At 67.4% G+C, this 23,092-nt stretch carries 25 protein-coding genes; 8 read left to right on the top strand and 17 right to left on the bottom strand.

The features are described from left to right. Positions 1-41 precede the first annotated feature (41 nt). Genes truA through accD form a run of 5 tightly spaced genes read left to right on the top strand, consistent with a single transcriptional unit; the run spans position 42 to position 4,460 of the window. The gene (truA, locus tag WG902_RS13670; protein ID WP_340060637.1) at positions 42-824 is read left to right on the top strand and encodes a tRNA pseudouridine(38-40) synthase TruA; all 783 of its coding nucleotides are present in this window, start codon (positions 42-44) and stop codon (positions 822-824) included. Beyond that, positions 821-1,534, top strand: a complete 714-nt coding sequence (locus WG902_RS13665) for a phosphoribosylanthranilate isomerase (RefSeq protein WP_340060636.1) — start codon at positions 821-823, stop codon at positions 1,532-1,534. Before truA ends, WG902_RS13665 begins: the two co-directional genes overlap by 4 nt. Beyond that, positions 1,512-2,759, top strand: a complete 1,248-nt coding sequence (trpB, locus tag WG902_RS13660) for a tryptophan synthase subunit beta (protein ID WP_340060635.1) — start codon at positions 1,512-1,514, stop codon at positions 2,757-2,759. Before WG902_RS13665 ends, trpB begins: the two co-directional genes overlap by 23 nt. Beyond that, a complete protein-coding gene (gene trpA, locus WG902_RS13655; RefSeq protein ID WP_340060634.1) occupies positions 2,756-3,571 on the top strand; it encodes a tryptophan synthase subunit alpha in 816 nt (271 codons plus the stop codon). Before trpB ends, trpA begins: the two co-directional genes overlap by 4 nt. 16 nt (positions 3,572-3,587) lie before the next feature. Beyond that, positions 3,588-4,460, top strand: coding sequence for an acetyl-CoA carboxylase, carboxyltransferase subunit beta (accD, locus tag WG902_RS13650; RefSeq protein ID WP_340060633.1), 873 nt, complete (start codon positions 3,588-3,590; stop codon positions 4,458-4,460). A 142-nt stretch (positions 4,461-4,602) separates the two neighbouring features. Here the strand turns inward: accD and WG902_RS13645 are convergent, their stop codons facing one another. After that, positions 4,603-5,151 (bottom strand): YggT family protein, encoded by a 549-nt coding sequence (locus tag WG902_RS13645; protein ID WP_340060632.1) that lies wholly within the window; start codon positions 5,149-5,151, stop codon positions 4,603-4,605. Positions 5,152-5,171: 20 nt separating this feature from the next. Between WG902_RS13645 and WG902_RS13640 the strand changes: the two genes are divergently transcribed. The 3 genes from WG902_RS13640 (at position 5,172) to WG902_RS13630 (ending at position 8,697) form a co-directional block, all read left to right on the top strand. Then, the gene (locus WG902_RS13640) at positions 5,172-5,831 is read left to right on the top strand and encodes an LON peptidase substrate-binding domain-containing protein (RefSeq protein WP_340060631.1); all 660 of its coding nucleotides are present in this window, start codon (positions 5,172-5,174) and stop codon (positions 5,829-5,831) included. Positions 5,832-5,914: 83 nt separating this feature from the next. Continuing rightward, the gene (gene lysS, locus WG902_RS13635; protein WP_340060630.1) at positions 5,915-7,438 is read left to right on the top strand and encodes a lysine--tRNA ligase; all 1,524 of its coding nucleotides are present in this window, start codon (positions 5,915-5,917) and stop codon (positions 7,436-7,438) included. Beyond that, positions 7,438-8,697, top strand: coding sequence for an Hsp70 family protein (locus tag WG902_RS13630; protein WP_340060629.1), 1,260 nt, complete (start codon positions 7,438-7,440; stop codon positions 8,695-8,697). Before lysS ends, WG902_RS13630 begins: the two co-directional genes overlap by 1 nt. 105 nt (positions 8,698-8,802) lie before the next feature. On the opposite strand, the gene nagZ is transcribed toward WG902_RS13630, so the two are convergent. The 16 genes from nagZ to acpP all read right to left on the bottom strand — a co-directional run bounded on the left by nagZ (position 8,803) and on the right by acpP (position 22,977). Continuing rightward, entirely contained in the window at positions 8,803-9,891 is a 1,089-nt protein-coding gene (gene nagZ, locus WG902_RS13625; RefSeq protein WP_340060628.1) for a beta-N-acetylhexosaminidase, read from the bottom strand. Then, positions 9,888-10,292, bottom strand: coding sequence for a holo-ACP synthase (gene acpS, locus WG902_RS13620; RefSeq protein WP_340060627.1), 405 nt, complete (start codon positions 10,290-10,292; stop codon positions 9,888-9,890). The genes nagZ and acpS overlap by 4 nt, the downstream gene beginning before the upstream one ends. Continuing rightward, the gene (locus WG902_RS13615; protein ID WP_340060626.1) at positions 10,289-11,038 is read right to left on the bottom strand and encodes a pyridoxine 5'-phosphate synthase; all 750 of its coding nucleotides are present in this window, start codon (positions 11,036-11,038) and stop codon (positions 10,289-10,291) included. The genes acpS and WG902_RS13615 overlap by 4 nt, the downstream gene beginning before the upstream one ends. Then, positions 11,035-11,784 carry a DNA repair protein RecO gene (gene recO / locus WG902_RS13610; protein ID WP_340060625.1) on the bottom strand — a complete coding sequence of 250 codons (750 nt, stop codon included), beginning with the start codon at positions 11,782-11,784 and terminating at the stop codon, positions 11,035-11,037. The genes WG902_RS13615 and recO overlap by 4 nt, the downstream gene beginning before the upstream one ends. A 14-nt stretch (positions 11,785-11,798) precedes the next feature. Further along, positions 11,799-12,749 (bottom strand): GTPase Era, encoded by a 951-nt coding sequence (gene era / locus WG902_RS13605; RefSeq protein WP_340060624.1) that lies wholly within the window; start codon positions 12,747-12,749, stop codon positions 11,799-11,801. Then, positions 12,746-13,429: a ribonuclease III gene (rnc, locus tag WG902_RS13600; RefSeq protein ID WP_340060623.1), complete on the bottom strand. Its 684-nt coding sequence runs from the start codon at positions 13,427-13,429 to the stop codon at positions 12,746-12,748. Before rnc ends, era begins: the two co-directional genes overlap by 4 nt. Before the next feature lie 4 nt (positions 13,430-13,433). Further along, on the bottom strand, positions 13,434-13,790 hold the full coding sequence (locus WG902_RS13595) for a DUF4845 domain-containing protein (protein WP_340060622.1): 357 nt from the start codon (positions 13,788-13,790) through the stop codon (positions 13,434-13,436). Positions 13,791-13,810: 20 nt separating this feature from the next. Then, a complete protein-coding gene (lepB, locus tag WG902_RS13590) occupies positions 13,811-14,776 on the bottom strand; it encodes a signal peptidase I (RefSeq protein ID WP_340060900.1) in 966 nt (321 codons plus the stop codon). Positions 14,777-14,783: 7 nt separating this feature from the next. Next, a complete protein-coding gene (gene lepA, locus WG902_RS13585; RefSeq protein ID WP_340060621.1) occupies positions 14,784-16,595 on the bottom strand; it encodes a translation elongation factor 4 in 1,812 nt (603 codons plus the stop codon). A gap of 514 nt (positions 16,596-17,109) precedes the next feature. Then, positions 17,110-18,633, bottom strand: a complete 1,524-nt coding sequence (locus WG902_RS13580) for a DegQ family serine endoprotease (protein WP_340060620.1) — start codon at positions 18,631-18,633, stop codon at positions 17,110-17,112. Positions 18,634-18,764: 131 nt separating this feature from the next. Next, the gene (locus WG902_RS13575; RefSeq protein ID WP_340060619.1) at positions 18,765-19,793 is read right to left on the bottom strand and encodes a MucB/RseB C-terminal domain-containing protein; all 1,029 of its coding nucleotides are present in this window, start codon (positions 19,791-19,793) and stop codon (positions 18,765-18,767) included. A 9-nt stretch (positions 19,794-19,802) separates the two neighbouring features. Further along, positions 19,803-20,372, bottom strand: a complete 570-nt coding sequence (locus tag WG902_RS13570) for an RseA family anti-sigma factor (protein ID WP_340060618.1) — start codon at positions 20,370-20,372, stop codon at positions 19,803-19,805. Positions 20,373-20,401: 29 nt separating this feature from the next. Further along, positions 20,402-21,037 (bottom strand): RNA polymerase sigma factor RpoE, encoded by a 636-nt coding sequence (rpoE, locus tag WG902_RS13565; RefSeq protein WP_340060617.1) that lies wholly within the window; start codon positions 21,035-21,037, stop codon positions 20,402-20,404. Positions 21,038-21,039: 2 nt separating this feature from the next. Continuing rightward, positions 21,040-21,465, bottom strand: coding sequence for a hypothetical protein (locus WG902_RS13560; RefSeq protein ID WP_340060616.1), 426 nt, complete (start codon positions 21,463-21,465; stop codon positions 21,040-21,042). 24 nt (positions 21,466-21,489) lie between these two features. Then, the gene (fabF, locus tag WG902_RS13555) at positions 21,490-22,731 is read right to left on the bottom strand and encodes a beta-ketoacyl-ACP synthase II (protein WP_340060615.1); all 1,242 of its coding nucleotides are present in this window, start codon (positions 22,729-22,731) and stop codon (positions 21,490-21,492) included. A 6-nt stretch (positions 22,732-22,737) separates the two neighbouring features. Further along, positions 22,738-22,977, bottom strand: coding sequence for an acyl carrier protein (acpP, locus tag WG902_RS13550; protein ID WP_332827374.1), 240 nt, complete (start codon positions 22,975-22,977; stop codon positions 22,738-22,740). Positions 22,978-23,092: the final 115 nt, after the last annotated feature.

Genomic DNA, 23,092 nt, shown 5'->3' with positions numbered 1-23,092 from the left:
CGTTTCACTCACCACCCGCCTGCGAATCCCGGGCCATCGTCGTGAGACTTGCCCTCGGTGTCAGCTACAACGGACAAGCCTATGACGGCTGGCAGAGCCAGCCATCGGGCCGCACCGTGCAAGACCATCTGCAGGCCGCGCTGGCGCGCTTTGCAGCGCAGCCCGTCACCACCGTCTGCGCCGGCCGCACCGATGCGGGAGTGCATGGACTGATGCAGGTGGTGCACCTGGACACCCCGGTGCAGCGCGAAGACTTCTCCTGGGTGCGCGGCACCAACACCTTCCTGCCGCCCGACATCGCCGTGCAATGGGCGATGCCCGTGCCGGACGCCTTTCACGCCCGCAACAGCGCGAAGGCCCGCCGCTACGCCTACGTGCTGCTGGAGTCGCCGGTGCGGCCCAGCGTCGATGCAGGCCGGGTCGGCTGGGTGTTCCGTCCGCTCGACGAGGCGGCGATGCGCGAAGCGGCGTCGTACCTGGTCGGCGAACACGACTTCACCTCCTTTCGCGCCTCCTCGTGCCAGTCGCCCACGCCGGTGAAGACGCTGGAGCCGGTGCGCATCAGCCGCCGTGGCGGCTACTGGCGCTTCGAGTTCCAGGCCAACGCCTTCCTGCACCACATGATCCGCAACCTCATGGGGTGCCTGGTCGCCGTCGGCCAGGGGTCGCATCCGCCGCAATGGATGCACGAGGTGCTGCAGGCCCGCAGCCGTGACGCGGCCGCCCCGACCTTTTCGCCGGACGGCCTGTATTTCCTGGGCCCGCTGTACGAGCCGCACTGGGGCTTGCCGAGCCAGGTGCCTGCGTATGATTGGCTGCCATGAGCGCAGCGCAGCCCCTGCCCCATCGCACGCGGATCAAGATCTGCGGGCTGACACGCGAGCAGGACGTCCAGGCAGCCGTCGAGGCCGGTGCAGACGCGGTCGGCTTCGTGCTGTACGCGAAGAGCCCGCGCTCCGTCAGCGCCGAACGCGCTGCGCAACTGGCCCGCACGCTGCCCCCGTTCGTCACCCCGGTGCTCCTGTTCGTGAACGAACCGCCGGCGTCGGTGCGCGCAGCCAGCGCGCTGGTGCCCACGGCGATGCTGCAATTCCATGGGGACGAGACGCCCGCGCAGTGCCAGCAGGCCGCGGCGGGGCGGCCTTACCTGCGGGCGGCCCGGATCCCGCTGGACGACGCCACCCCGTTCGACTTGCTAAAATTCGCCTCCGAGCATTCCCACGCGGCGGCCCTGCTCCTCGACGCCCACGTCGAGGGCTACGGCGGCGCCGGCCAGGCATTCCATTGGTCACGTCTTCCACCAAGCGTCAGCTGTCACGCCGTTTTGTCTGGTGGGCTCACTCCTGCAAGCGTGGGCGATGGCATCGTGCAAGTGCGGCCGCGTTTCCGGACGCTGGCCGTTGATGTGAGTTCCGGCGTCGAGAGTGCCAAGGGCATCAAGGACGCCGGGAAGATCAATCAGTTCGTCGCGGCCGTGCGCGCCGCGGACCAACTTCTTGCAAGGTCCCCGAATGTCTTCCTATCAGCAACCTGACGCCACCGGCCACTTCGGCATCTACGGCGGCAGCTTCGTCAGCGAGACGCTGACCCATGCGATCAGCGAACTGCGCGACGCCTACGCGCGTTACCAGAACGACCCGGAATTCCTGCGCGAATTCCACTACGAGCTCAAGCACTTCGTCGGGCGGCCCTCGCCGGTCTACCACGCCGAGCGCATGAGCCGTGAGCAGGGCGGCGCGCAGATCTACCTGAAGCGCGAAGACCTCAACCACACCGGCGCGCACAAGATCAACAACGTGATCGGCCAGGCCATGCTGGCGCGGCGCATGGGCAAGCCGCGCGTGATCGCCGAGACGGGAGCCGGCCAGCACGGCGTGGCCACGGCCACGATCTGCGCGCGCTACGGCCTGGAATGCGTGGTGTACATGGGCGTCAACGACGTCAAGCGCCAGAGCCCCAACGTGTACCGCATGAACCTGCTGGGCGCCCGCGTGGTGCCGGTGGAGTCCGGCAGCAAGACGCTGAAGGATGCGCTGAACGAGGCGATGCGCGACTGGGTCACCAACGTCGAGAACACCTTCTACATCATCGGCACGGTGGCGGGCCCGCACCCCTACCCGATGATGGTGCGCGACTTCCAGAGCGTGATCGGCAAGGAGTGCATCGAGCAGATGCCGCAGCTGGCCGGCCGGCAGCCGGACGTGGTGGTGGCCTGTGTCGGCGGCGGCAGCAACGCCATGGGCATCTTCCACCCCTACATCGGCTTCGAGCAGACGCGGCTGGTCGGCGTGGAGGCCGCAGGCGAAGGGCTGGAGAGCGGCAAGCATTCCGCATCGCTGCAGCGCGGCAGCCCCGGCGTGCTGCACGGCAACCGCACCTACATCCTGCAGGATCCCAACGGGCAGATCATCGAGACGCACAGCGTGAGCGCCGGACTCGACTACCCGGGCGTCGGCCCCGAACACGCCTGGCTGAAGGACAGCGGCCGCGCCGAATACGTCGGCATCACCGACGCCGAAGCGCTGGAAGCCTTCCACTACCTGTGCCGCACCGAAGGCATCATCCCGGCGCTGGAATCGAGCCATGCGATCGCCTACGCGATGAAACTGGCCAAGACGATGAAGAAGGACCAGCACATCCTGGTCAACCTGTCCGGACGTGGCGACAAGGACATCGGCACCGTCGCCGACCTCGCCGGCGTCGACTTCTACGACCGGCCTTCGATGCGCGGCTTCACCCTCAAGGGGAGCAAGCCATGAGCCGGATCGCGACAACCTTCGCGCGACTGGCCAAGGACAAGCGCAAGGCGCTCATCCCGTACATCACCGCCGGATTCCCGTTTGCCGACATCACGCCGCAGCTGATGCATGCGATGGTGCAAGCGGGTTCGGACGTGATCGAACTGGGCGTGCCCTTCTCGGACCCCATGGCCGACGGGCCGGTCATCCAGAAGGCCGGCGAGAAGGCGCTCGCTGCCGGCGTGGGTCTGGCGCAGGTGCTGCAGATGGTGCGCAGCTTTCGCGACCAGGATGCCGCCACGCCGGTGGTGCTGATGGGTTATGCCAACCCGGTCGAGCGCTACGAGCTCACGAACGGCAAGACCAGCTTTGCGCGCGATGCGGCCGCCGCCGGCGTTGACGGCGTGCTGATCGTCGATTACCCCCCGGAAGAGTGCGAAGCCTTTGCCGCGCAACTCAGGGCCAACGGCCTGGACCTGATCTTCCTGCTGGCACCCACCAGCACGGACCAGCGCATCCAGCAGGTCGCCCGCATCGCCACCGGTTACGTGTACTACGTCTCGCTCAAAGGCGTCACCGGCGCCGGCCACCTGGACACCGCGGCGGTGGAAGAAGCGCTGCCGAGGATCCGCAAGCACGTGAAGATCCCCGTGGGCGTGGGCTTCGGCATCCGCGACGCGGTGACGGCCAAGGCGGTCGGCCGCGTGGCCGATGCCGTCGTGATCGGCACCAAGGTGATCCAGGTCGTGGAGGACCAGCCGCGTGACAACGTGTTACCGGCACTGTCGACCTTCCTGCGCGGCATCCGGGCCGCGCTAGACTCGCGGGAATAAAGAAGAGGTGCCAGAGATGAGCTGGTTGGAAAAACTGCTGCCCCCGAAGATCCAGCCGACGGACCCGGCCGAGCGCCGCAGCGTGCCGGAAGGCCTGTGGATCAAGTGCCCGAGCTGCGAGACGGTGCTGTACAAGACCGACCTGGAGCAGAACCAGAACGTCTGCCCGACGTGCAGCCACCACCACCGCATCGGCGCACGGGCCCGGCTGAACGCCTTCCTCGATCCGGAAGGCCGCTACGAGATCGGCCAGGAAGTGCTGCCGGTCGACCCGCTGAAGTTCCAGGACAGCCGCAAGTACCCGCAGCGGCTGAAGGAAGCGCTGGAGAACACCGGCGAGACCGACGCGCTGATCGTCATGGGCGGCGCGGTCCACAGCATCAGCCTGGTGGCGGCGTGCTTCGAATTCGACTTCATGGGCGGTTCCATGGGCAGCGTGGTCGGCGAGCGCTTCGTGCGCGGCGTCGAGACGGCCATCGAGCAGAAAGTGCCGTTCCTCTGTTTCACCGCCACCGGCGGCGCGCGCATGCAGGAGGGCTTGCTGTCGCTGATGCAGATGGCCAAGACCAATGCCTCGCTGACGCGGCTGGCGAAGAAGGGCCTGCCCTACATCAGCGTGCTGACCGATCCAACCATGGGCGGCGTGAGCGCGGGCTTCGCGTTCATGGGCGACCTGGTGATCGCCGAGCCGAAAGCGCTGATCGGCTTCGCCGGCCCGCGCGTGATCGAGTCGACTGTGCGGGTGACCTTGCCGGAAGGCTTCCAGCGCGCCGAATTCCTGCAGACCAAGGGCGCCGTCGACCTGATCTGCGACCGCCGCGAACTGCGCAAGACAGTTGCGAACGTGCTGGCGATGCTGCAGCGGCAGCCGGCGGATGCGGTGGAGTAGTACCGGATACGGGTACCGGACGCAGAAGGCGCAGAAGTTACGCAGAAGTCGCGGAAGGACATCCAAAAAAATTGGACTTGGTTTCTTTTGCGTCTTCTGCGTAGTTTCTGCGTCTTCTGCGTCCGGCTGTCCGCTCCCGCATTCAGCGAATCAGCGAATCCTGCACATTCGCCACGATGATCGCCGCCACCTGCAGCAGCACCAGCAACGCCAGCGGCGACAGGTCGAAGCCGCCTACCAGCGGGATCATCCGCCGAAAGGGCCGCAGCATCGGCGCGGTCAGCTTGTCGATCACGTCGACGATCGGTGAGTCAGCCCTTACCCACGACAGGATCGCATAGACGATCACCAGCCCGATCGCCCCGGAAATCACCAGTCGCACCAGCCCGAACAGCGCCAGCATCGGCACCAGCCCGGCGCCGCTGGTGCGGCCCAGGAGCAGCCACAGGATGCCGTACTGCGCCAGCTGGAACAGGTAGGCGGCGATCAGGCTCGCGAAGTCCCACCGCTTGTAGCCCGGCAACAGCTTGCGCAAGGGCAGCACGATCCAGTTGGTGAGCGCGAAGATGAACTGGCCGACCGGGTTGCCGAAAGGGATGCGCTGCACCTGCATGTAAAGCCGCAGCAGGCAGGCACCGCCCAGCAGGCCCGCGGCCACGTCCAGCAGGAAGGATGTGATCTGGAGGAACATGGAGTGGGTGGAGTCGTGGGATGATAGCGGCAGCCATCGGACCCACCGTGCCCGCCGCCCTTACCCTGCAGTCCCTGCCCCTGTTTCCGCTGACGGCGGTGCTGTTCCCGGACGGCTTGCTCTCGCTGCGCGTGTTCGAGGTGCGCTACCTCGACATGATCTCCAAGTGCCGCAAGACCGGCGCTCCCTTCGGCGTCGTTTCGCTCACGCAAGGCAACGAGGTGCGGCAGCCGGGCGGCACGGAGGCCTTCTCGCAGGTCGGCACGCTGGCCACCATCCACGATTTCGAAAGCCCCCAGCCCGGCCTGATGCTGGTGCGGGCCACGGGCACGCAACGTTTCCGCATCACCGCCAGCGACCAGCTCAAGCACGGCCTGTGGGTGGCCGACGTGGTGCGGGTGCCGGCCGACATGGTCGTGCCCGTGCCGGACGACCTGCGGCCGACCGCGGATGCGTTGCAGCGCCTGATCCAGTCACTCCAGTTGCAAGCCGACCAGCCGGGGCCCATGCCGCTGATGCCGCCGTGGAAGCTGGACGACTGCGGCTGGGTGGCCAACCGCTGGTGCGAACTGCTGCCGCTGCCGGTGGCGCTGAAGCAGCGCCTGATGGAACTGGACAACCCGCTGGTGCGGCTCGAACTGGTCAGCGACGTCCTGACGCGCACCGGCATCACCATCTGACTTCCGGCTCCCCGGAGCGCTTCCAGGCAAAAAATTAGAATGGAGGGTTTCGCCTTCCCGCCAGGGCTGCCCGCCCCCCATCCATGTCCGAACAGACCACCCCGCCCATCGACGAGAACCAGCTGATCGCGGAGCGCCGCGACAAGCTCAAGGCCCTGCGGGAAGCCCACCGCCAGGGGGCCGGCCCCGCCTTCCCCAACGACTTCAAGCCCGCGCACAACGCGCTGGGGCTGCACGGCGCGCATGGCGACAAGACCGCGGAGCAGCTGGAAGCCGAGGGCGGCACCGCGCGCATCGCCGGCCGGATGATGCTCAAGCGCGTGATGGGCAAGGCCAGCTTCGCGACGCTGCAGGACCAGACCGGCCGCATCCAGATCTACGTCACGCGCGACGCGGTCGGCGAGGAGGCGTATGCCGCCTTCAAGCACTGGGACCTGGGCGACATCGTCGGCGCGGAGGGAAAGCTGTTCAAGACGCGCACCGGCGAGCTGTCCCTGCACACCACCAGCATCCGCATGCTGACCAAGAGCCTGCGCCCGATGCCGGACAAGTTCCACGGCGTCGCCGACCAGGAGGTGAAGTACCGCCAGCGCTACATCGACCTGATGATGGACGAAGAAGCCCGCAAGCGCTTCGTCGCGCGCAGCAAGGCGATGTCGGGCATCCGCGACTTCATGGTGCAACACGGCTTCCTGGAAGTGGAGACGCCGATGCTCCACCCCATCCCCGGCGGCGCCAACGCCAAGCCCTTCACGACGCACCACAACGCGCTGGACCAGGAGATGTTCCTGCGCATCGCGCCCGAGCTGTACCTCAAGCGCCTGCTGGTCGGCGGCTTCGAGCGCGTCTTCGAGATCAACCGGAACTTCCGCAACGAAGGCATCTCGGTGCGGCACAACCCCGAGTTCACGATGATGGAGTTCTACGCGGCGTACTGGAACTACCGCGACCTGATGGACTTCACCGAGGCACTCCTGCGCGACGCCGCGCAGAAGGCCACCGGCAAGCTGCAGCTCACCTATGCGGGCAAGGAGGTCGACCTCGCCAAGCCCTTCGAGCGCCTCACGATCCCGGAAGCGATCGTTCGCCACAGCGATGCGGCCGACAACGTCGGCAACCGCGACTGGCTGGTCGGCCAGCTGAGGAAGCTGGGCAAGACCGAAGAAAAGGAACGCCTCTCCACCCGCTCGGTGGCGTCGCTGCAGGTCATGTACTTCGAGGAGAAGGTGGAAGACAAGCTGTGGCACCCCACCTTCATCATGGAACACCCGACCGAAATCTCGCCGCTGGCGCGCGCCAACGACGAGCGCCCGGAAGTCACGGAACGCTTCGAGCTGTACATCACCGGCCGCGAAATGGCCAACGGCTTCTCCGAACTGAACGACGCCGAAGACCAGGCTGCGCGCTTCCAGGCGCAGGTGAGCGCCAAGGACGCGGGTGACGACGAAGCCATGTTCTACGACCACGACTTCGTGCGCGCGCTCGAATACGGCATGCCGCCGGCCGGCGGCTGCGGCATCGGCATCGACCGCGTGATGATGCTGTTGACGGACAGCCCCAGCATCCGCGACATCATCCTGTTCCCGGCGCTGCGGCGCGAGGGTTGATGCGGCCGGAGGCGCCGGCCCTCGGCATCGACTTCGGCACTTCGAACTCGGCGGTCTCGTTCACGGGCCCGGACGGGGTATCCCGGCTGGTTCCGCTCGAAGGGGCGGCCACGACGATCCCGACCGCCGTGTTCTTCAACGCGGAGGACCACCGCGCCTCGTTCGGGCGGGAGGCCATCGCGCACTATCTGGCCCGCACCGAGGGCCGGCTGATGCGCTCGCTCAAGAGCCTGCTGGGAAGCAGCCTGCTGGAGGAGGAAACGGCCGTCGGCGGCACGATGCTGAGCTTCCAGGCGATCATCGCGCGCTTCCTGTCGGAGCTGCGCGCGCGCGCCGGCCGGCACCTGGGCACGGAGCCACGCCGCGCCGTCATCGGCCGCCCGGTGCACTTCGTGGACGGCGATCCCGGGCGCGACCGCCGCGCGCAGGCCGCGCTGGCGCAAGCCGCGCACAGCGCCGGCTTCGAGCACGTGTCGTTCGAGCTGGAGCCGATCGCGGCCGCCCTCGACTACGAGCGCCGGATCACGCGCGAGTCCCTGGTGCTGGTCGTCGACATCGGCGGCGGCACTTCGGACTTCACCCTGGTGCGCCTCGGGCCGGACCGCATGCGGCAGGCCGACCGCTCCGGCGACATCCTTGCCACGGCGGGCATCCACATCGGCGGCACCGACTACGACCAGAAGCTGAACCTGCGGCAGGTGATGCCCCTGCTCGGCTTCCGCCACATCGGGCCGACGGGCCGCGAGGTGCCGAGTCCGCCCTTCCTGGACCTTTCCAGCTGGCACCTGATCCACTGGATGACCACGCCGAAGATGGTGCGCCATGTGCGCACGCTGCGCAGCGACTACACCGACACCCGTTTGCACGATCGATTGATGACGGTGCTGGAGCAGCACCTGGGACACCTGGTCGCCAGCGAGGTGGAGCAGGCGAAGATCCGGAGTTCGGTGTCGGGCGGGACCGCGACGATCGACCTGTCGGCCGTCGAAGCCGGCCTGCATGCGGACATGGGACCGCAGGAGATGGCGCAGGACCTGGCGCTCCTGCTGGAGCAGGTGGTGGATTGCGCCGCATCCTGCATCCATCGCGCCGGGTTGGCGTCACAGGCGATGGATGCGATCTACCTCACCGGCGGATCGTCCGCGCTGCGGCCGTTCCAGCAGTTGCTGCGCAAGCGCTTTCCCGGCACGGAGATCGTCGAGGGAGACCTGTTCGGCGGCGTGGCGACGGGCTTGTCGTATTCGGCGGGTCGCGCGTAGAAGTCGGGGTGCGCTGCGCGCAACCCGACCTACGGGATGCTACGAGGCCCCACGGGATGCGCGTCACTCGCGTAGGCCGGGTTGCCGCAGGCACCCCGGCATCGGTCACGGAAGCAGCTGCAACGCCCGCATGTACCGCGGCTCCGTCATGAGGTGATCCCACGACGGCGCCGGGCCGCAAGGCAGCAAGGCCAGGCGGCGCTGCTCGCTGGCCTCGTTCGCCTGCCATTCACGCCGGTCCCGCGCCTGGGCGAGCCCCTCCAGCAATTCGTCGATCGCGCGGCCTCCTTCGCTGTTCACCGACTCGTTGCACAGCAGCACCATGTCGCAGCCGGCCTGCAGGGCGACCACTGCGGCCTGCGTGTACGTCACTTCGCGGCCGTCGATCCTGCGCGCGCCGGCCATGCTCAGGTCGTCGCTGAAGATCGCGCCCTGGAACTGCAGCTTTTCGCGCAGGACGTCATTCAGCCACTTCGGCGAGAAGCCGGCGGGTAGCTTGTCCACCTTCGGGTAGATCACGTGCGCGGGCATCACGCTGGCCAGCGCCGTCCCCAGCCATTCGTATGGCACCGCGTCGTCCTCCAGGATGGTCTTCAGCGCACGGTCGTCGACGGGGATCTCCAGGTGCGAGTCCGCCTTCACGTAACCGTGCCCCGGGAAATGCTTGCCGCAGTTCGCCACGCCGGCCTGCAGCAGGCCCTGCATGAGCGCGCGCGCCAGCAGGGTGACGATGCGCGGGTCGCGATGGAACGAGCGGTCGCCAATCACCGAGCTGGCGCCGAAGTCCAGGTCCAGCACCGGCGTGAAACTCAGGTCCACGCCGCAGGCGCGCAGCTCCGCCCCGAGCACGTAGCCCGCAGCGGTGGCTGCCGCCATGGCGCGCATCGCCCCGCTGCCTTCCCGGCCCCTGGCATCCTTCATCCACATCTCGCCGAAGCGCCGCATCGGCGGCAGGTGGGTGAAGCCGTCGGTGCGGAAACGCTGCACCCGCCCACCCTCGTGGTCCACGGAGATGAGCAGGTCGTCGCGCACCTGCTTGACCTCCGCGCACAGGGCCGCCACCTGCTCGCGGCTTTCCCAGTTGCGGCCGAACAGGATCATGCCGCCCACCAGCGGATCGGAGAGGCGGCGGCGGTCGTCCGCCGTGAGGCGGGTGCCGGCGACGTCGATGATCACCGGGGCATGGTCACTCATGGTGGGCTTTCCTTTTGTTCGATCACGACGAAGCTCGCCGCGTAGTCCGATTCGTCGGTGACCGTCACCTGCGCGGCCAGGCCGCGGCTCTCGCACCAGGCCTTCAGCGCGCCATGCAGCACGATGGTGGGCTTGCCGCTGGGCAGGTTGGCGATCTCGCAGCTGCGCCAGGTCATCGGCATGCGCATGCCCATGCCGACGGCCTTGCTGAAGGCCTCCTTGGCCGAGAAGCGCGTGGCCAGGTAGCGCACGCCGCGCTCGGGCCAGCGCGCGCTTCGCGCCTTCCAGACGTCGAACTCCGCGTCGCTGAGCACCTTGTGGGCAAAGCGGTCCCCGTGCCGCTCGATCGACTCGCGGATGCGGCGCACGTCGCAGATGTCGGTGCCGATGCCGTAGATCACGGGACCGCCAGGGCTTCCAGGTACGCGCGAACGGTCGCCGCGTACCCCATCTCCAGCGCATCGGCCACCAGGGCGTGGCCGATCGACACTTCGCTGACGCCGGGAACCCGCTGCACGAACGCAGCGAGGTTGTCACGGTTCAGGTCGTGTCCTGCATTCACGCCGAGCCCCGCATCCAGCGCGGCCTGGCCGGCGGCCGCAAAGCGGCGCAACTGCTCCTCCTGGCGCGCCGTGCCCCAGGCGGCGGCATACGGCTCGGTGTACAGCTCGATGCGGTCCGCCCCCAGCGCCCTGGCCAGCGGCATGGCCGACGGATCGGCATCCATGAACAGGCTGACGCGCACACCGAGCGACCTGGCTTGCGCGATCAGCGGCTTGACGCGTTCGCCGTCGGTGCGCAGGTCCCACCCGTGGTCGCTGGTGAACTGGCCTTCGCTGTCCGGCACGAAGGTGCACTGCTGCGGGCGCAGCTCGCGCACGAACTCCATCAGGTTGTGGAACGGGTTGCCCTCGATGTTGAACTCCGCCCGCGGCCAGTCGCGCTGGAGCAGCGCATGCAGCTCGCGCACGTCCTGCGGCCGGATGTGGCGCTCGTCGGGGCGCGGGTGCACCGTGATGCCGTGGGCGCCCGCCTGCAGGCACAGCGTGGCCGCGCGCGTGACGCTGGGGATGCCGAGGTGGCGCGTGTTGCGCAACAAGGCAACCTTGTTCACGTTCACCGACAGCAGCGTGCGGGGAGATTTCATAGGGCCTGGAGGTCGATCATCAGCTGGCGCGTGCGCAAGGTCGTCACGCCGCAATGGTAGTGCAGCAGCGCGCGCAGCTGCGTCTTCAGTTCGCCCAGGGTCGCCACCGTCCGCAAGGTGGCGTGGAAGGGCGCCGGGTCGTCCAGCGCCGCCTGGACCGCGAGCCACTGGGTGCCCGTCAGGCTGCCCCGGCCCTCCGGATCGTGCGCTTCCACCAGTCCGCCTTCGGGTCGCAGGCTGTAGCGCTGGTCGCTGCCCAGCGGCGCCAGCGTGCCGGTCTGCAGGTCCAGCGAGGGCAGGAAGCCGACTTCGCGCAGCAGCAGCAGCTCGAACGCCCGCAAGGCGGGCTGGAGCGTGTGCGGATCGTCCATGGCCAGCACGCGCACCGCGGACGCATAGACGTCGAACAGGCCCGGATGCGGATCGTCGCGCGCCAGCAGCCGCATCATCAGTTCGTTCAGGTAGTAGCCGGCCAGCAGGGCGTCGCCGGTGGGCATGACCTGGCCCCCCACCCATTCGGCCGACTTCAGCGTGCGGATCTCGGCGTCGCCGCCGAAGGCCACCTGCAGCGGCTGCAGCGGCAGCAGGACGGGGCGGAAGTTGGAGCTGGGCTTCTTGGCGCCCTTGGCGACGACGGCGATGCGCCCGAAGTGGCGCGTCAACAGCTCCAGGATCAGGCTGGACTCGCTCCAGTCGTAGCGGTGCAGGACGAACGCCGGTTCGTCGGCGATGCGCTTGGCAGGCACGGCCGCCTCAGGCGCTATTCATAGCCGAAGCTGCGCACGCGCGCTTCGTCGTCGGCCCAGCCCGAGCGCACCTTCACGAACATCTGCAGGAACACCTTGGCGTCGAACAGCCGCTCCAGCTCCGTGCGGGCCTCGGTGCCGATGCGCTTGAGCTTCTCGCCGCCCTCCCCGATCACCATCGCCTTGTGGCTGTCGCGTTCGACGATGATCGTGGCGGCGATGCGCACCATGCGCTTGAACTTCGGGCTGGGTTCCTCCTTGAACTCCTCGATCACGACCGTGGACGTGTAGGGCAGCTCGTCGCCGGTGAGGCGGAACAGCTTCTCGCGCACCATTTCGCCGGCCATGAAGCGCTCGCTCCTGTCGGTCAGTTCATCCTCGGCGTAGAACCAGGGCTGCTGCGGCAGGTACTTCTCGCACACCGGGAGCACGCGTTCGATGTCCTTGGCGTTCTTCGCGGAGATCGGCATGAACTCGGCGAACGGGTGGCGCTCCTGCATGTCGCGCAGCCAGGGTGCGAGGTCCCCGCGCCGATGCAGCACGTCCAGCTTGTTGGCCACCAGGATCGCGGGGATGTCCGGCTTCAGCAGCGACAGCACCTTCGCGTCGCCCAGCGTGAAGTTGCCCGCCTCCACCACGAACAGCACCACGTCGACATCGCTGATCGCGCCGGTCACCGCCCGGTTCAGCGAGCGGTTCAGCGCGGAGCCGTGGCGCGTCTGGAAGCCGGGCGTGTCGACGAACACGAACTGCGTGGCGCCTTGCGTGCGCACGCCGGTGATGCGGTGGCGCGTGGTCTGCGCCTTGCTGGAGGTGATGCTGATCTTCTGGCCGACCAGCGCGTTCAGCAGCGTGGACTTGCCGACGTTGGGTTTGCCCACGATGGCGACGAGTCCGCAACGTTGCGCCGGGCTTCCTCCTTCCCCCTCTGGGGGAAGGCCGGGATGGGGGCTGGGCGAATTCATTTCAATTTCGATTTGAGCATGATCAGCATAGCCGCTGCAGCGGCCTGCTCGCCGGCCCGGCGCGACGCACCGATGCCACGCTCGACGATGCCGAGCTCAGCCACTTCGCACTCCACGTCGAAGGTCTGCTTGTGGGCTGCGCCCACGGTGCCGACCACCCGGTACAGGGGCACGCTCATCCTGCGCCCCTGCAGCAGCTCCTGCAGCTCCGTCTTGGGGTCCTTGGCGGCGGCGGACATGTGCGGGGTGATCTCGACCTGGGAGAACAGCCGGTGCACCAGCGCCTCCGCCGCGATGTAGCCCGCGTCCAGGTGGACGGCCCCGATGACCGCCTCCAGCGCGTCGGCCAGGATCGAGGGCCGCTTGTGGCCGCCGGAGCGCGCCTCGCCCTCGCCCAGCTGGACGAGCCCCGACAGGCCGAGCTCCACGGCCACCTTGTGCAACGTGTCCTGCTTGACGAGGTTGGCGCGCACGCGCGACAGGTCGCCCTCCGGCAGGTCGGCCAGGCGCTGGTAGAGCAGCGCGGCGACCGCCAGGTTGAGCACGGCGTCGCCGAGGAATTCCAGCCGCTCGTTGTGCTCGGCGGACGAACTGCGGTGCGTCAGCGCCCGGGCCAGCAGCTTGGGGTCCTGGAAGCGGTGCTGCAGCCTCGACTGCAGCGCCGCGAGCGCATCGGTCACGACACTAGCGGCCGGGATTCGAGGTCCCGGCGTACTTGAGGAGCAGCCAGGCCGGGCCGAACAGGTGAAATTCCCTCTGGTAATTGAACGCCACCACGACTTGCTCGCCGTTCTTGGTGACTTCCAGGTCCTTGCCGCGAATCGAGGTGATGTCGTCCACCTGGGCGTAGCGGTCGAAGGACGCCCGCACGGCGGCCACGGTGGCCTCGCTCTTGGCCTTGTTGATCGCCTTGAGGGCCGCCTGGTACTCCAGGAAGGACGGCAAGGTCTGCATCACCACCGCGCCGGCGCCGCCGAGCACCGCCAGGATGAAAACCAGCGTGAGAAAAGAAATGCCGCGCTGCCGCGATTTGCCTGCCATTGAAACCCCTCCGTCCAAGCCTATTCGAATGACCCGATGCGCTTCAGGTTGCCGAAATTCATCCAGATCAGGAACGCCTTGCCGACGATGTTCCGATCCGGAACGAAGCCCCAGTAGCGCGAATCGAGCGAATTGTCACGGTTGTCGCCCATCATGAAATAGTGCCCCTCCGGCACCTTGCAGACGACCCCCTCCACACTGTAGCGGCAATTCTGCCGAAACGGAAAGTCCTCGACCCCGGGAACAAAGGCCGGGCGCTCGTCGTCGTTCAGGATACGGTGCGCTCCGTCGCCGAATCTTTCCTCGAAGTGCTTGAAGTAGCGCATCGCGTCGGCTTCGAAGAAGTCCTGCAGCTGCTTGACTTCCACCGGCTTGCCGTTGATGGTGAGGCGCTTGTTCAGGTAGGCCACCTCGTCGCCGGGAACGCCGACCACCCGCTTGATGTAGTCGAGGCTGGGTTTGGGCGGGTAGCGAAAAACCATCACATCGCCGCGCTGGGGCCGCGTGCCCTCGGTCAGGCGCGTGTTCAGCACCGGCACCCGCAGGCCGTACGTGAACTTGTTCACGAGGATGAGGTCGCCGACCAGCAGCGTCGGGATCATCGAGCCGGAAGGAATCTTGAACGGCTCGAACAGGAAGGAACGCAGGACGAAGACCGCCACGATCACCGGGAACAGTCCCGCGGTCCAGTCCAGCCACCACGGCTGCGCCAGCATCCGGTGCTTGGCTTCCTCCAACTCCGCGTCGACCGGGGCGATTCCCTGGGCCGACAGCCGCTGGTTGCGGCGCGCGGCGTGGGCCTCCAGCGCAGCGGCGGCGCGGCGGCGGCGCGGCAGGTACCAGAGGCGCTCGGCCACCCAGTACACGCCGGTCACGATGGTGGCCAGGAACAGCAGCAGGGCGAAGTTGCCCTCGACGTATTCGAAGTACCAGGCGCCGGCGTAGCCGACGAAGGCCGCGAGGACCGCGGCCGTGAGGAAAGGCATCATCGTTCTAGTCTTCTACCTGGAGGATGGCGAGGAACGCTTCCTGGGGCACCTCGACGGAGCCGATCTGCTTCATGCGTTTCTTGCCAGCTTTTTGTTTTTCGAGCAGCTTCTTCTTGCGGGTGATGTCGCCGCCGTAGCATTTTGCCAGCACGTTCTTGCGCAGCGCCTTGACCGTCTCCCGGGCGATCACATTGGCCCCGATCGCCGCCTGGATGGCCACGTCGAACATCTGCCGGCTGATGATTTCGCGCATCTTGGAGACGACGGCGCGGCCGCGGTACAGCGACTGGCTCCGGTGCACGATGATCGACAGCGCGTCCACCTTTTCGCCGTTCAGCAGGATGTCGACCTTGACGACGTCCGAGGCGCGGTACTCCTTGAACGTGTAGTCCATGGAGGCGTAGCCGCGGCTGACCGACTTCAGCTTGTCGAAGAAGTCCAGCACGATCTCGCCGAGCGGGAGGTCGTAGGTGAGCATCACCTGGCGCCCGTGGTAGGCCATGTTGATCTGCACCCCCCGCTTCTGGTTGGCCAGCGTCATCACCGCGCCGACGTATTCCTGCGGCATGTACAGGTGGACGGTGACGATGGGTTCGCGGATTTCCTGGATGCGGCCGACATCGGGCATCTTGGCCGGGTTCTCGACCATGAGCACTTCGCCGTCGCCCCTGAGGACCTGGTACACCACGCTGGGCGCGGTGGTGATCAGGTCCTGGTCGAACTCGCGCTCCAGCCGCTCCTGCACGATCTCCATGTGCAGCAGCCCGAGGAAGCCGCAGCGGAAGCCGAAGCCGAGCGCCTGGCTCACTTCCGGTTCGTAGTGCAGCGAAGAGTCGTTGAGCTTGAGCTTCTCGAGGCTGTCGCGCAGCGAGTCGTACTGGTTGGCTTCCACCGGGTACAGGCCGGCGAACACCTGCGGCTGCACCTCCTTGAAGCCCGGCAACGCCTCGGTGGCGGTGAAGGAAGCGCCGCCGGTGCCCGGCTTGATCAGGGTGACGGTGTCGCCCACCTTGGCGGCCTGCAGTTCCTTGATGCCGGCGATGATGAAACCCACTTCCCCGGCCTCGAGCGCCTCGCGCGGCGAGGTGGACGGCGTGAACACGCCGAGGCTGTTCGCCTCGTAGGTGGCTTCGGTCGCCATCAGCTTGATGCGGTCACCCCGGGTCACGCGGCCGTCGACGACGCGCACCAGCATCACGACCCCGACGTAGGTGTCGAACCAGCTGTCGACGATCATGGCCCGCAGGGGCGCGTCGACCTTGCCGCGCGGCGGCGGAATGCGCGCGACGATCGCCTCCAGGATGTCGTCGATGCCCATGCCGGTCTTGGCCGAGCACGGGATCGCATCGGTCGCGTCGATGCCGATCACGTCCTCGATCTCCAGCTTCGCGTTCTCCGGGTCGGCCTGCGGCAGGTCCATCTTGTTCAGCACCGGCACCACCTCGACGCCGAGGTCGAGGGCGGTGTAGCAGTTCGCGACGGTCTGCGCCTCGACGCCCTGGCTCGCGTCCACCACCAGCAGCGCGCCTTCGCATGCCGAAAGCGAGCGGCTCACTTCATAGGAGAAGTCGACGTGGCCCGGCGTGTCGATCAGATTGAGGTTGTAGACCTGTCCGTCGCGGGCCTTGTACGAGAGCGCCGCGGTCTGCGCCTTGATGGTTATCCCACGCTCCCTTTCGAGATCCATCGAGTCCAGTACTTGCTCTTCCATCTCGCGATCGGAGAGTCCGCCGCAGCGCTGAATCAGGCGGTCAGCGAGTGTCGATTTGCCGTGGTCGATGTGCGCGATGATCGAAAAGTTTCTGATGTGATTCATCAACGGGGACAGATAAGTGATTGATTCAAAAGCCGCGCACAAAGAAAAAAGGGCGCGCCCTGAAGGTGACGCGCCCTGAACCAACAATCTATGGCAACTGCGATAGTTGGAGCTTCATTGTAGGCAAAACGCGCCGGGCGTACAGCCTCGGGGTCTCGCCCACTCAGCCGTTGCGGGTCTGCAACTCGCATGTTATCCACAGGTTTTCAACATTTCTGAACGAGGTTCGGGGGGACAACATGTGGGCCGCCTGTGGATCGGCGGTGCACGTCCAGTTGAGCATCCCGCATGGTGGTTCTGGAACCGGTCCATATGCCGGGAAGGCACGCTCGGGGACCCGAATTCTAACCAATCCCGTCCATAGACCGCTCAATAAGTTAGCGGGTACAAACTAAAAAGACCGTTGGGGTCGGAAAGTAAACCTCTCATCCCCCCTGTCTTTTTTTGACGATGCCGAAAAAAAGGCCCCAGGCCCGCGCGGGGCTTGGGGCCTTTTGCCGGGGGCTGCCAGTTCTCAGCGCGTGGGCCGGATCAGCAGGTAGCTCGCGAGCTCGCCTCGGCGCACGAGCACCGGAATGGGCTTTGCCTTGTCGGCCTTGGCCACCACCGCATCGAACTCCTTGACGGATGCGATCTCGGTATTGGCGATCGCAACGATCACGTCACCCTCGCGGATACCGGCGCGCTGCGCTGCTTCGGTCACCGCCTCGACGCGCACACCACCCTTGGCAAGCTTGGCCTCCTTGCGCTGCGCCGCCGTGAGTTCAGCGACCACCAGGCCAAGCGATTGCGCTGCGGGCGACGACGACTTGGGCCGGTCGTCGGGCGCCTGCGGCGGCTTTGGCGTGGCCTTGGCGACCTCCTGCTCGAACTCGGCGACCGTGACCGCCAGCTCCTTGGCGCTGCCGCGACGGAACACCGTCAGGGCCGCGCGGGTGCCCGGCTTCATGTTGCCCACCATGCGCGGCAGGTCGGAAGCACGTTCAATCGGCTGGCCGTTGAAGCGCGTGATGATGTCGCCGGCCTCGACGCCCGCCTTGTCCGCAGGCGAGCCGCTCTCGACGCTGCGCACCAGCGCGCCTTGCGGCCGGCCCAGGCCGATCGATTCCGCGACGTCGCGCGTCACCTGGTCGATCTGCACGCCGATGCGGCCACGCTGCACGCGGCCGCTCACGCGCAGCTGGTCGGCCACGCGGATGGCCTCGTCGATCGGGATGGCGAACGAGATTCCCATGAAACCGCCCGAGCGCGAATAGATCTGGCTGTTGATGCCGATCACCTCGCCGCGCATGTTGATCAGCGGGCCGCCCGAGTTGCCGGGGTTGATCGCCACGTCGGTCTGGATGAAGGGCAGGTAGTCGCCGGTGTCGCGCCCCTTGGCGCTGATGATCCCGGCGGTGACGGTGTTCTCCAGGCCGAACGGCGAACCGATCGCCATCACCCATTCGCCGACCTTGAGCTTGGCGACGTCACCGACGCGCACGAAGGGCAGGCCTGTGGCCTCGATCTTGATGACAGCCACGTCGGAGCGCTTGTCGGGCGTGCCGATGACCTTGGCCTTGAACTCGCGCTTGTCCGGCAGGGTCACGATCACTTCGTCCGCGCCATCGACCACGTGCGCGTTGGTCATGACGAAACCGTCGGCCGTGAGGATGAAGCCGGAACCGACGCCGCGCGGCGTTTCTTCTTCGCCGCCGCCGCGCGGGTTGGGCCGCGGCTGGCGCGGCGTGTTCGGCGCGTTGGGCATCGGCACGCCGAAGAAGCGCCGGAAGAATTCCTGCATCTCCTCATCCTGGCTGCTGCCGCCCTCGCGGCCGCCGCCGGCGCTGCCAGCGACGCGCGAGCGCTCGAGGGTGCGGATGTTGACGACCGCCGGACCCACCTGGTCCACCAGGTCGGTGAAATCGGGCAGCGACCGCGGTTGCGGCGCCGATTGCGCATGCGCCGGGGGAACCGGCGTGAACGCCGCGGCGCCGGCAATGGCCAGGGCCACCACCAGTCCACGGCTGCACACGTTCTTGCTAGCCAGGGGAAACATACGGATCTCTCCAGAAGGGTCGACCAAACTCAATAGCTGAGAATACGTCCAAGCGCAAAGGTTCTGCGTCAGCGGGCGACGCATGGCCCTTTACATGCGGGGGCCAAGGCCCGGCTGTCCAGATGGGGGCGTTACCGGCGCCGCTCAAGGCTGATCGCAAAAGCCTTCAGGGTCGGCGACGGGACTTCTCCCACCGCCGTGACCCACCAGTCCTGCCCGACGCGACGCGTCAGGGTGTTGGTGGCGCCGCTGGAAAACACGCCCTCCTGGGTATGCCGCTTCGCGTCGTAGGCCTCGACGAACAAGGACACCGACGCCAGCCCATCAGAGAACGTCCACTGCAGTGCACCTTCGCTGGGCCGCTTGTACGAGGTCATCGGCTTGAAGCCCGGCACGGCTGCCTTGAGGGCCCAGCCCTCGGCGGCGGCGGTGGTCTTGACCTCGTCGGTCTTCTCGACGCGCCAGCCCTCGGGCACGGCCATCATCTGGGCCAGCCGCTCCATGCGCACCGGCGCGTCGAGCTGCAATTCGGAAAAGGCCGCCTGCTCCAGCACCTTGCCGCCGTCTTCCACCGTCTGCATCTTCACCACGAGGCCGCTCTTCTTCTCGGACCAGATGCGGTAGCCGAAGCGCAGGGGGTCCCTGGGCGTCAACTGCACGATGTCCGCCTCGAAACCGGCGACGCGGTCGCCGCCGATGCGCTGCGCCGTGTAGTACTCGGCGATGGCCGACTCCTCCGGCCGCATCAGCTCGGGGAACGGCCCCAGCGACTCGCGCCGCTCGCTGCGCACGGTGCGCGTTTCCGGCAGGAAGGTGAGCACTTCGTCGTCCCGGCGGAAGGTGGACCGCGGCGTGCCCGACAGCGACTCGACCCGTTCCACCTGTCGCTGGCCGTCGCAGGCATGCCAGATGCGCGCGCTGGACATCGAGCCGTTGCTCGACGACACCACGAACGTGCCGATGTAATTGCGCTGGCGCGAGGCGTCGTGCATGCGCGCCAGCCACTCGTTCACGCCGAGCTCGCCCTTCACGCCGGCCCGGGCATCCGCCCGGCCGCCTGCCGCTGCAGCCGCGGCGAAGCTCATGGCGGCGACCGCCGACAAGGCGAGGACACCGTTGGCAAGTCGCCTTCCGGCGACGGCTGGGATCGGCCGCGTCATGCTGGGCCCTCAGCGGGCCGGCCCTTCGAAAGTGGCGTTGCGCAGGAAACCGGAGGACGTCTGCAGCGCGGTGGCGCCGCCATGCTGGCGGTGGGCCGCCAGCAGGCGGTCAAGCTGCGGGTCCCGGATCATGGAGGCGGGCTGCACCGCGGCGGCCGTCACACCTGCGGCCGGGGCCGCGGCGAGCTGCGGCTGCGCGCTGGACGGCATGCCGGTGCCCGCCATGTTCCAGCCGATGGCGGCGACCGCCGCGACCGAAGCCACGCCAGCGGCGATCTTCCAGCGCCAGTCGTTGGCCGCGGCACGCTCGCTGCCCCGCACCACGATTTCAGGAAACACGGTGGCGGCCGCCCTCGGCGCGGGCTCGGCCTGCAGGCGGCCGCGCAGCTGGGCGAGGAAGGCCTCCGGCGCTGCGCCCACCGGCGCCCGGCCGGTGCGCAGCACCTCGCCGACCAGGTGATAGGCACACCAGGCCTCGCGCGAGGGCGCGTCCGCTGCCGCGGCCTGCACGGCGCGGACCAGCGCGTCACCGCGCAACTGGCCGTCGGCGAGCGCCGAAATCATTTCCCGGTTGTCCATCTGTTCCATCTCTTATTGATCCCGCGCCTTTACCAGCGCTTGCCCGACTGGTTCTCCAGCATGGGCTTCACTTTCGCCGAAATCGCCTCGCGCGCCCGGAAGATGCGCGAGCGCACCGTGCCGATCGGGCAATTCATCACTTCCGCGATCTCCTCGTAGCTCAGGCCCTCGATCTCGCGCAGCGTCACCGCCTGCCGCAATTCCTCGGGGAGCGCCTCCATGGCCGAGTTGACCGTGGCGGCGATTTCCTTGGCCGCGAGCACCGTTTCCGGCGTTTCCGCGGTGGTTAGTTCGTTCTCCATGCCGGAAGTTTCTTCCTCATCATCGTTTCCGCGCAGCGCGCTTTCGGAAACGACGGGATCGCGCTTGAGGTCGACCAGGGCTTTTTTCGCGGTATTCACCGCAATCCGGTACAGCCACGTATAGAACTGCGCCTCGCCGCGGAACTGGGCGAGGGCGCGGTAGGCGCGGATGAAGGTTTCCTGGGCGATGTCCTCGATCAGGTCGGTGTCGCGCACCATCCGGCCGATCAGGCGCTCGATGCGCCGCTGGTACTTCAGTACCAGCAGTTCGAAGGCCTTCTGGTCGCCCGCCACCGTCCGCTCCACCAGCATCAGGTCGGTGTCGCCGGGCGATGGGGGTGCGGCAGGAGGCGTCTTGGTCATTGTTAGGCCGCGGAAGCGCGCGAATATACCGCACGCCGCAGCGCGTCCCAGTGGGACGGGGCCGACGTTCGCTCGAGCCAGAGCCAGCGCACCGCGCTGGCTTCGGAGCGCCATCGCAACAGCAGCCGGGACTGCAGGTCCAGGGCGATTTCAGGCGCGCCCGAGCCCATGGCCGCGCCTTCTTCCCACTGCCAGCCGACGCCGTCCCAGTGCAGCACCCCGCGCGCCGATCGCGCCCAGGCAGTGCCGGCCAGCAGTCCGGCAACCGCCAGCGCGACCCAGGCAGCCGCCTGCCGCCAGCCGAAGCCATCGGATTGCAGGGTGAACGCGATCGCCGCGGCCAGGCCGGCCGCGCCGGGCAGCCCCAGCAGCACGCCGGCGAACGCGCTGCGCCCCACCGGATAACTCACCGATGGAGCGGCATGCATGGGGTGGGAGGCAGGCGAAAGCGCTCAGATGCGCTTGAAGACCAGCGAGCCGTTGGTGCCGCCGAAGCCGAAGTTGTTCTTCAGCGCCACCTCGATCTTCATGTCCCGCGCCTCGTTGGCGCAGTAATCCAGGTCGCACTCCGGGTCCTGGTTGAAGATGTTGATCGTCGGCGGGCTCTTCTGGTGGTGCAACGCCAGCACCGTGAACACCGACTCGATCCCGCCGGCGCCGCCGAGCAGGTGGCCCGTCATCGACTTGGTGGAGTTCACCACCGCCTTCTTGGCGTGATCGCCCAGCGTGTTCTTGATGGCGTTGGTCTCATTCACGTCGCCCAGGGGCGTGGAGGTGCCGTGGGCGTTGAGGTACTGCACCTGGTCGGGGTTGACCCCCGCATTCTTGAGCGCCGCGACCATCGAGCGGCGCGGGCCGTCCACGTTCGGCGCGGTCATGTGGTACGCGTCCGCGCTCATGCCGAAGCCGGCAAGCTCGGCGTAGATCCTCGCTCCGCGCTTCTTCGCGTGCTCGTACTCCTCCAGCACCATCACGCCGCCGCCCTCGCCCAGCACGAAGCCGTCGCGGTCCTTGTCCCAGGGACGGGAGGCCGTCTTCGGGTCGTCGTTGCGGGTGGACAGGGCCCGGGCCGCGGCGAAACCGCCGATGCCGAGCGGAGATACGCAGGATTCGGCGCCGCCGGCCACCATGACGTCGGCGTCACCGCTTTCGATCATCCGCGCCGACACGCCGATCGCGTGCAGGCCGGTGGTGCAGGCCGTGACGATCGCGATGTTCGGGCCCTGGAAGCCGTAGCGGATGGACACATGGCCGGAGATCATGTTGATGATCGACGCCGGCACGAAGAACGGGGAAATCCGGCGCGGACCGCGATTGACCATCTCGGTGTGGGTGACCTCGATCATCGGCAGCCCGCCGATGCCCGAGCCGATGTTCACGCCGATGCGCGTCGCCAGTTCCGGGTCGAGGGCGTCACCCGTGGGCAGGCCGGCATCCGCCACCGCCTGGCTGGCCGCGGCCAGCCCGAGGTGGATGAAGCGGTCCATGTGCCGGGCTTCCTTCTCCGGCATGTAGTCGGTGACGTTGAAGCCCTTGACCTCGCCCGCGAACTTCACGGACAGGCTGCCCGTGTCGAACGACTGCACCATGTCGATGCCGCTTCGGCCCGCCAGCAGGTTGGCCCAGGATTCGGCGACGGTATTGCCCACCGGGCACACGCAGCCCAGTCCCGTCACGACGACGCGCCGACGCATCTGGGCTCAGGCCTTCTGGTGGGCGCTGGCGTAGTCGACGGCGTTCTGCACCGTCGTGATCTTCTCGGCGTCTTCGTCCGGGATCTCGATGCCGAACTCATCCTCGAGGGCCATGACCAGTTCCACCGTGTCCAGCGAGTCCGCGCCGAGGTCCGCCACGAAGGCTTTTTCATTGGTGACCTGGGACTCTTCCACGCCGAGTTGCTCGGCGATGATTTTTTTGACACGTGCTTCGATATCGCTCATGGTTCCCTCTGGGGGTTGTGTTTGAATCGCCGATTTTAGCCGGGCCGCCGATCACTCTGAATTCGCTTCGCGAATTCAGAGTGGCCTGGTCAGTGGGAAGGGGCCCGGCAAAGCC

It is taken from the genome of Ramlibacter sp. PS3R-8, from assembly GCF_037572435.1.
In the GTDB taxonomy this organism is placed as follows: Bacteria; Pseudomonadota; Gammaproteobacteria; order Burkholderiales; family Burkholderiaceae_C; genus Ramlibacter.
The sequence above is the reverse complement of the archived record's forward strand: the minus strand, read 5'-3'. Positions and strand labels throughout refer to the sequence as shown.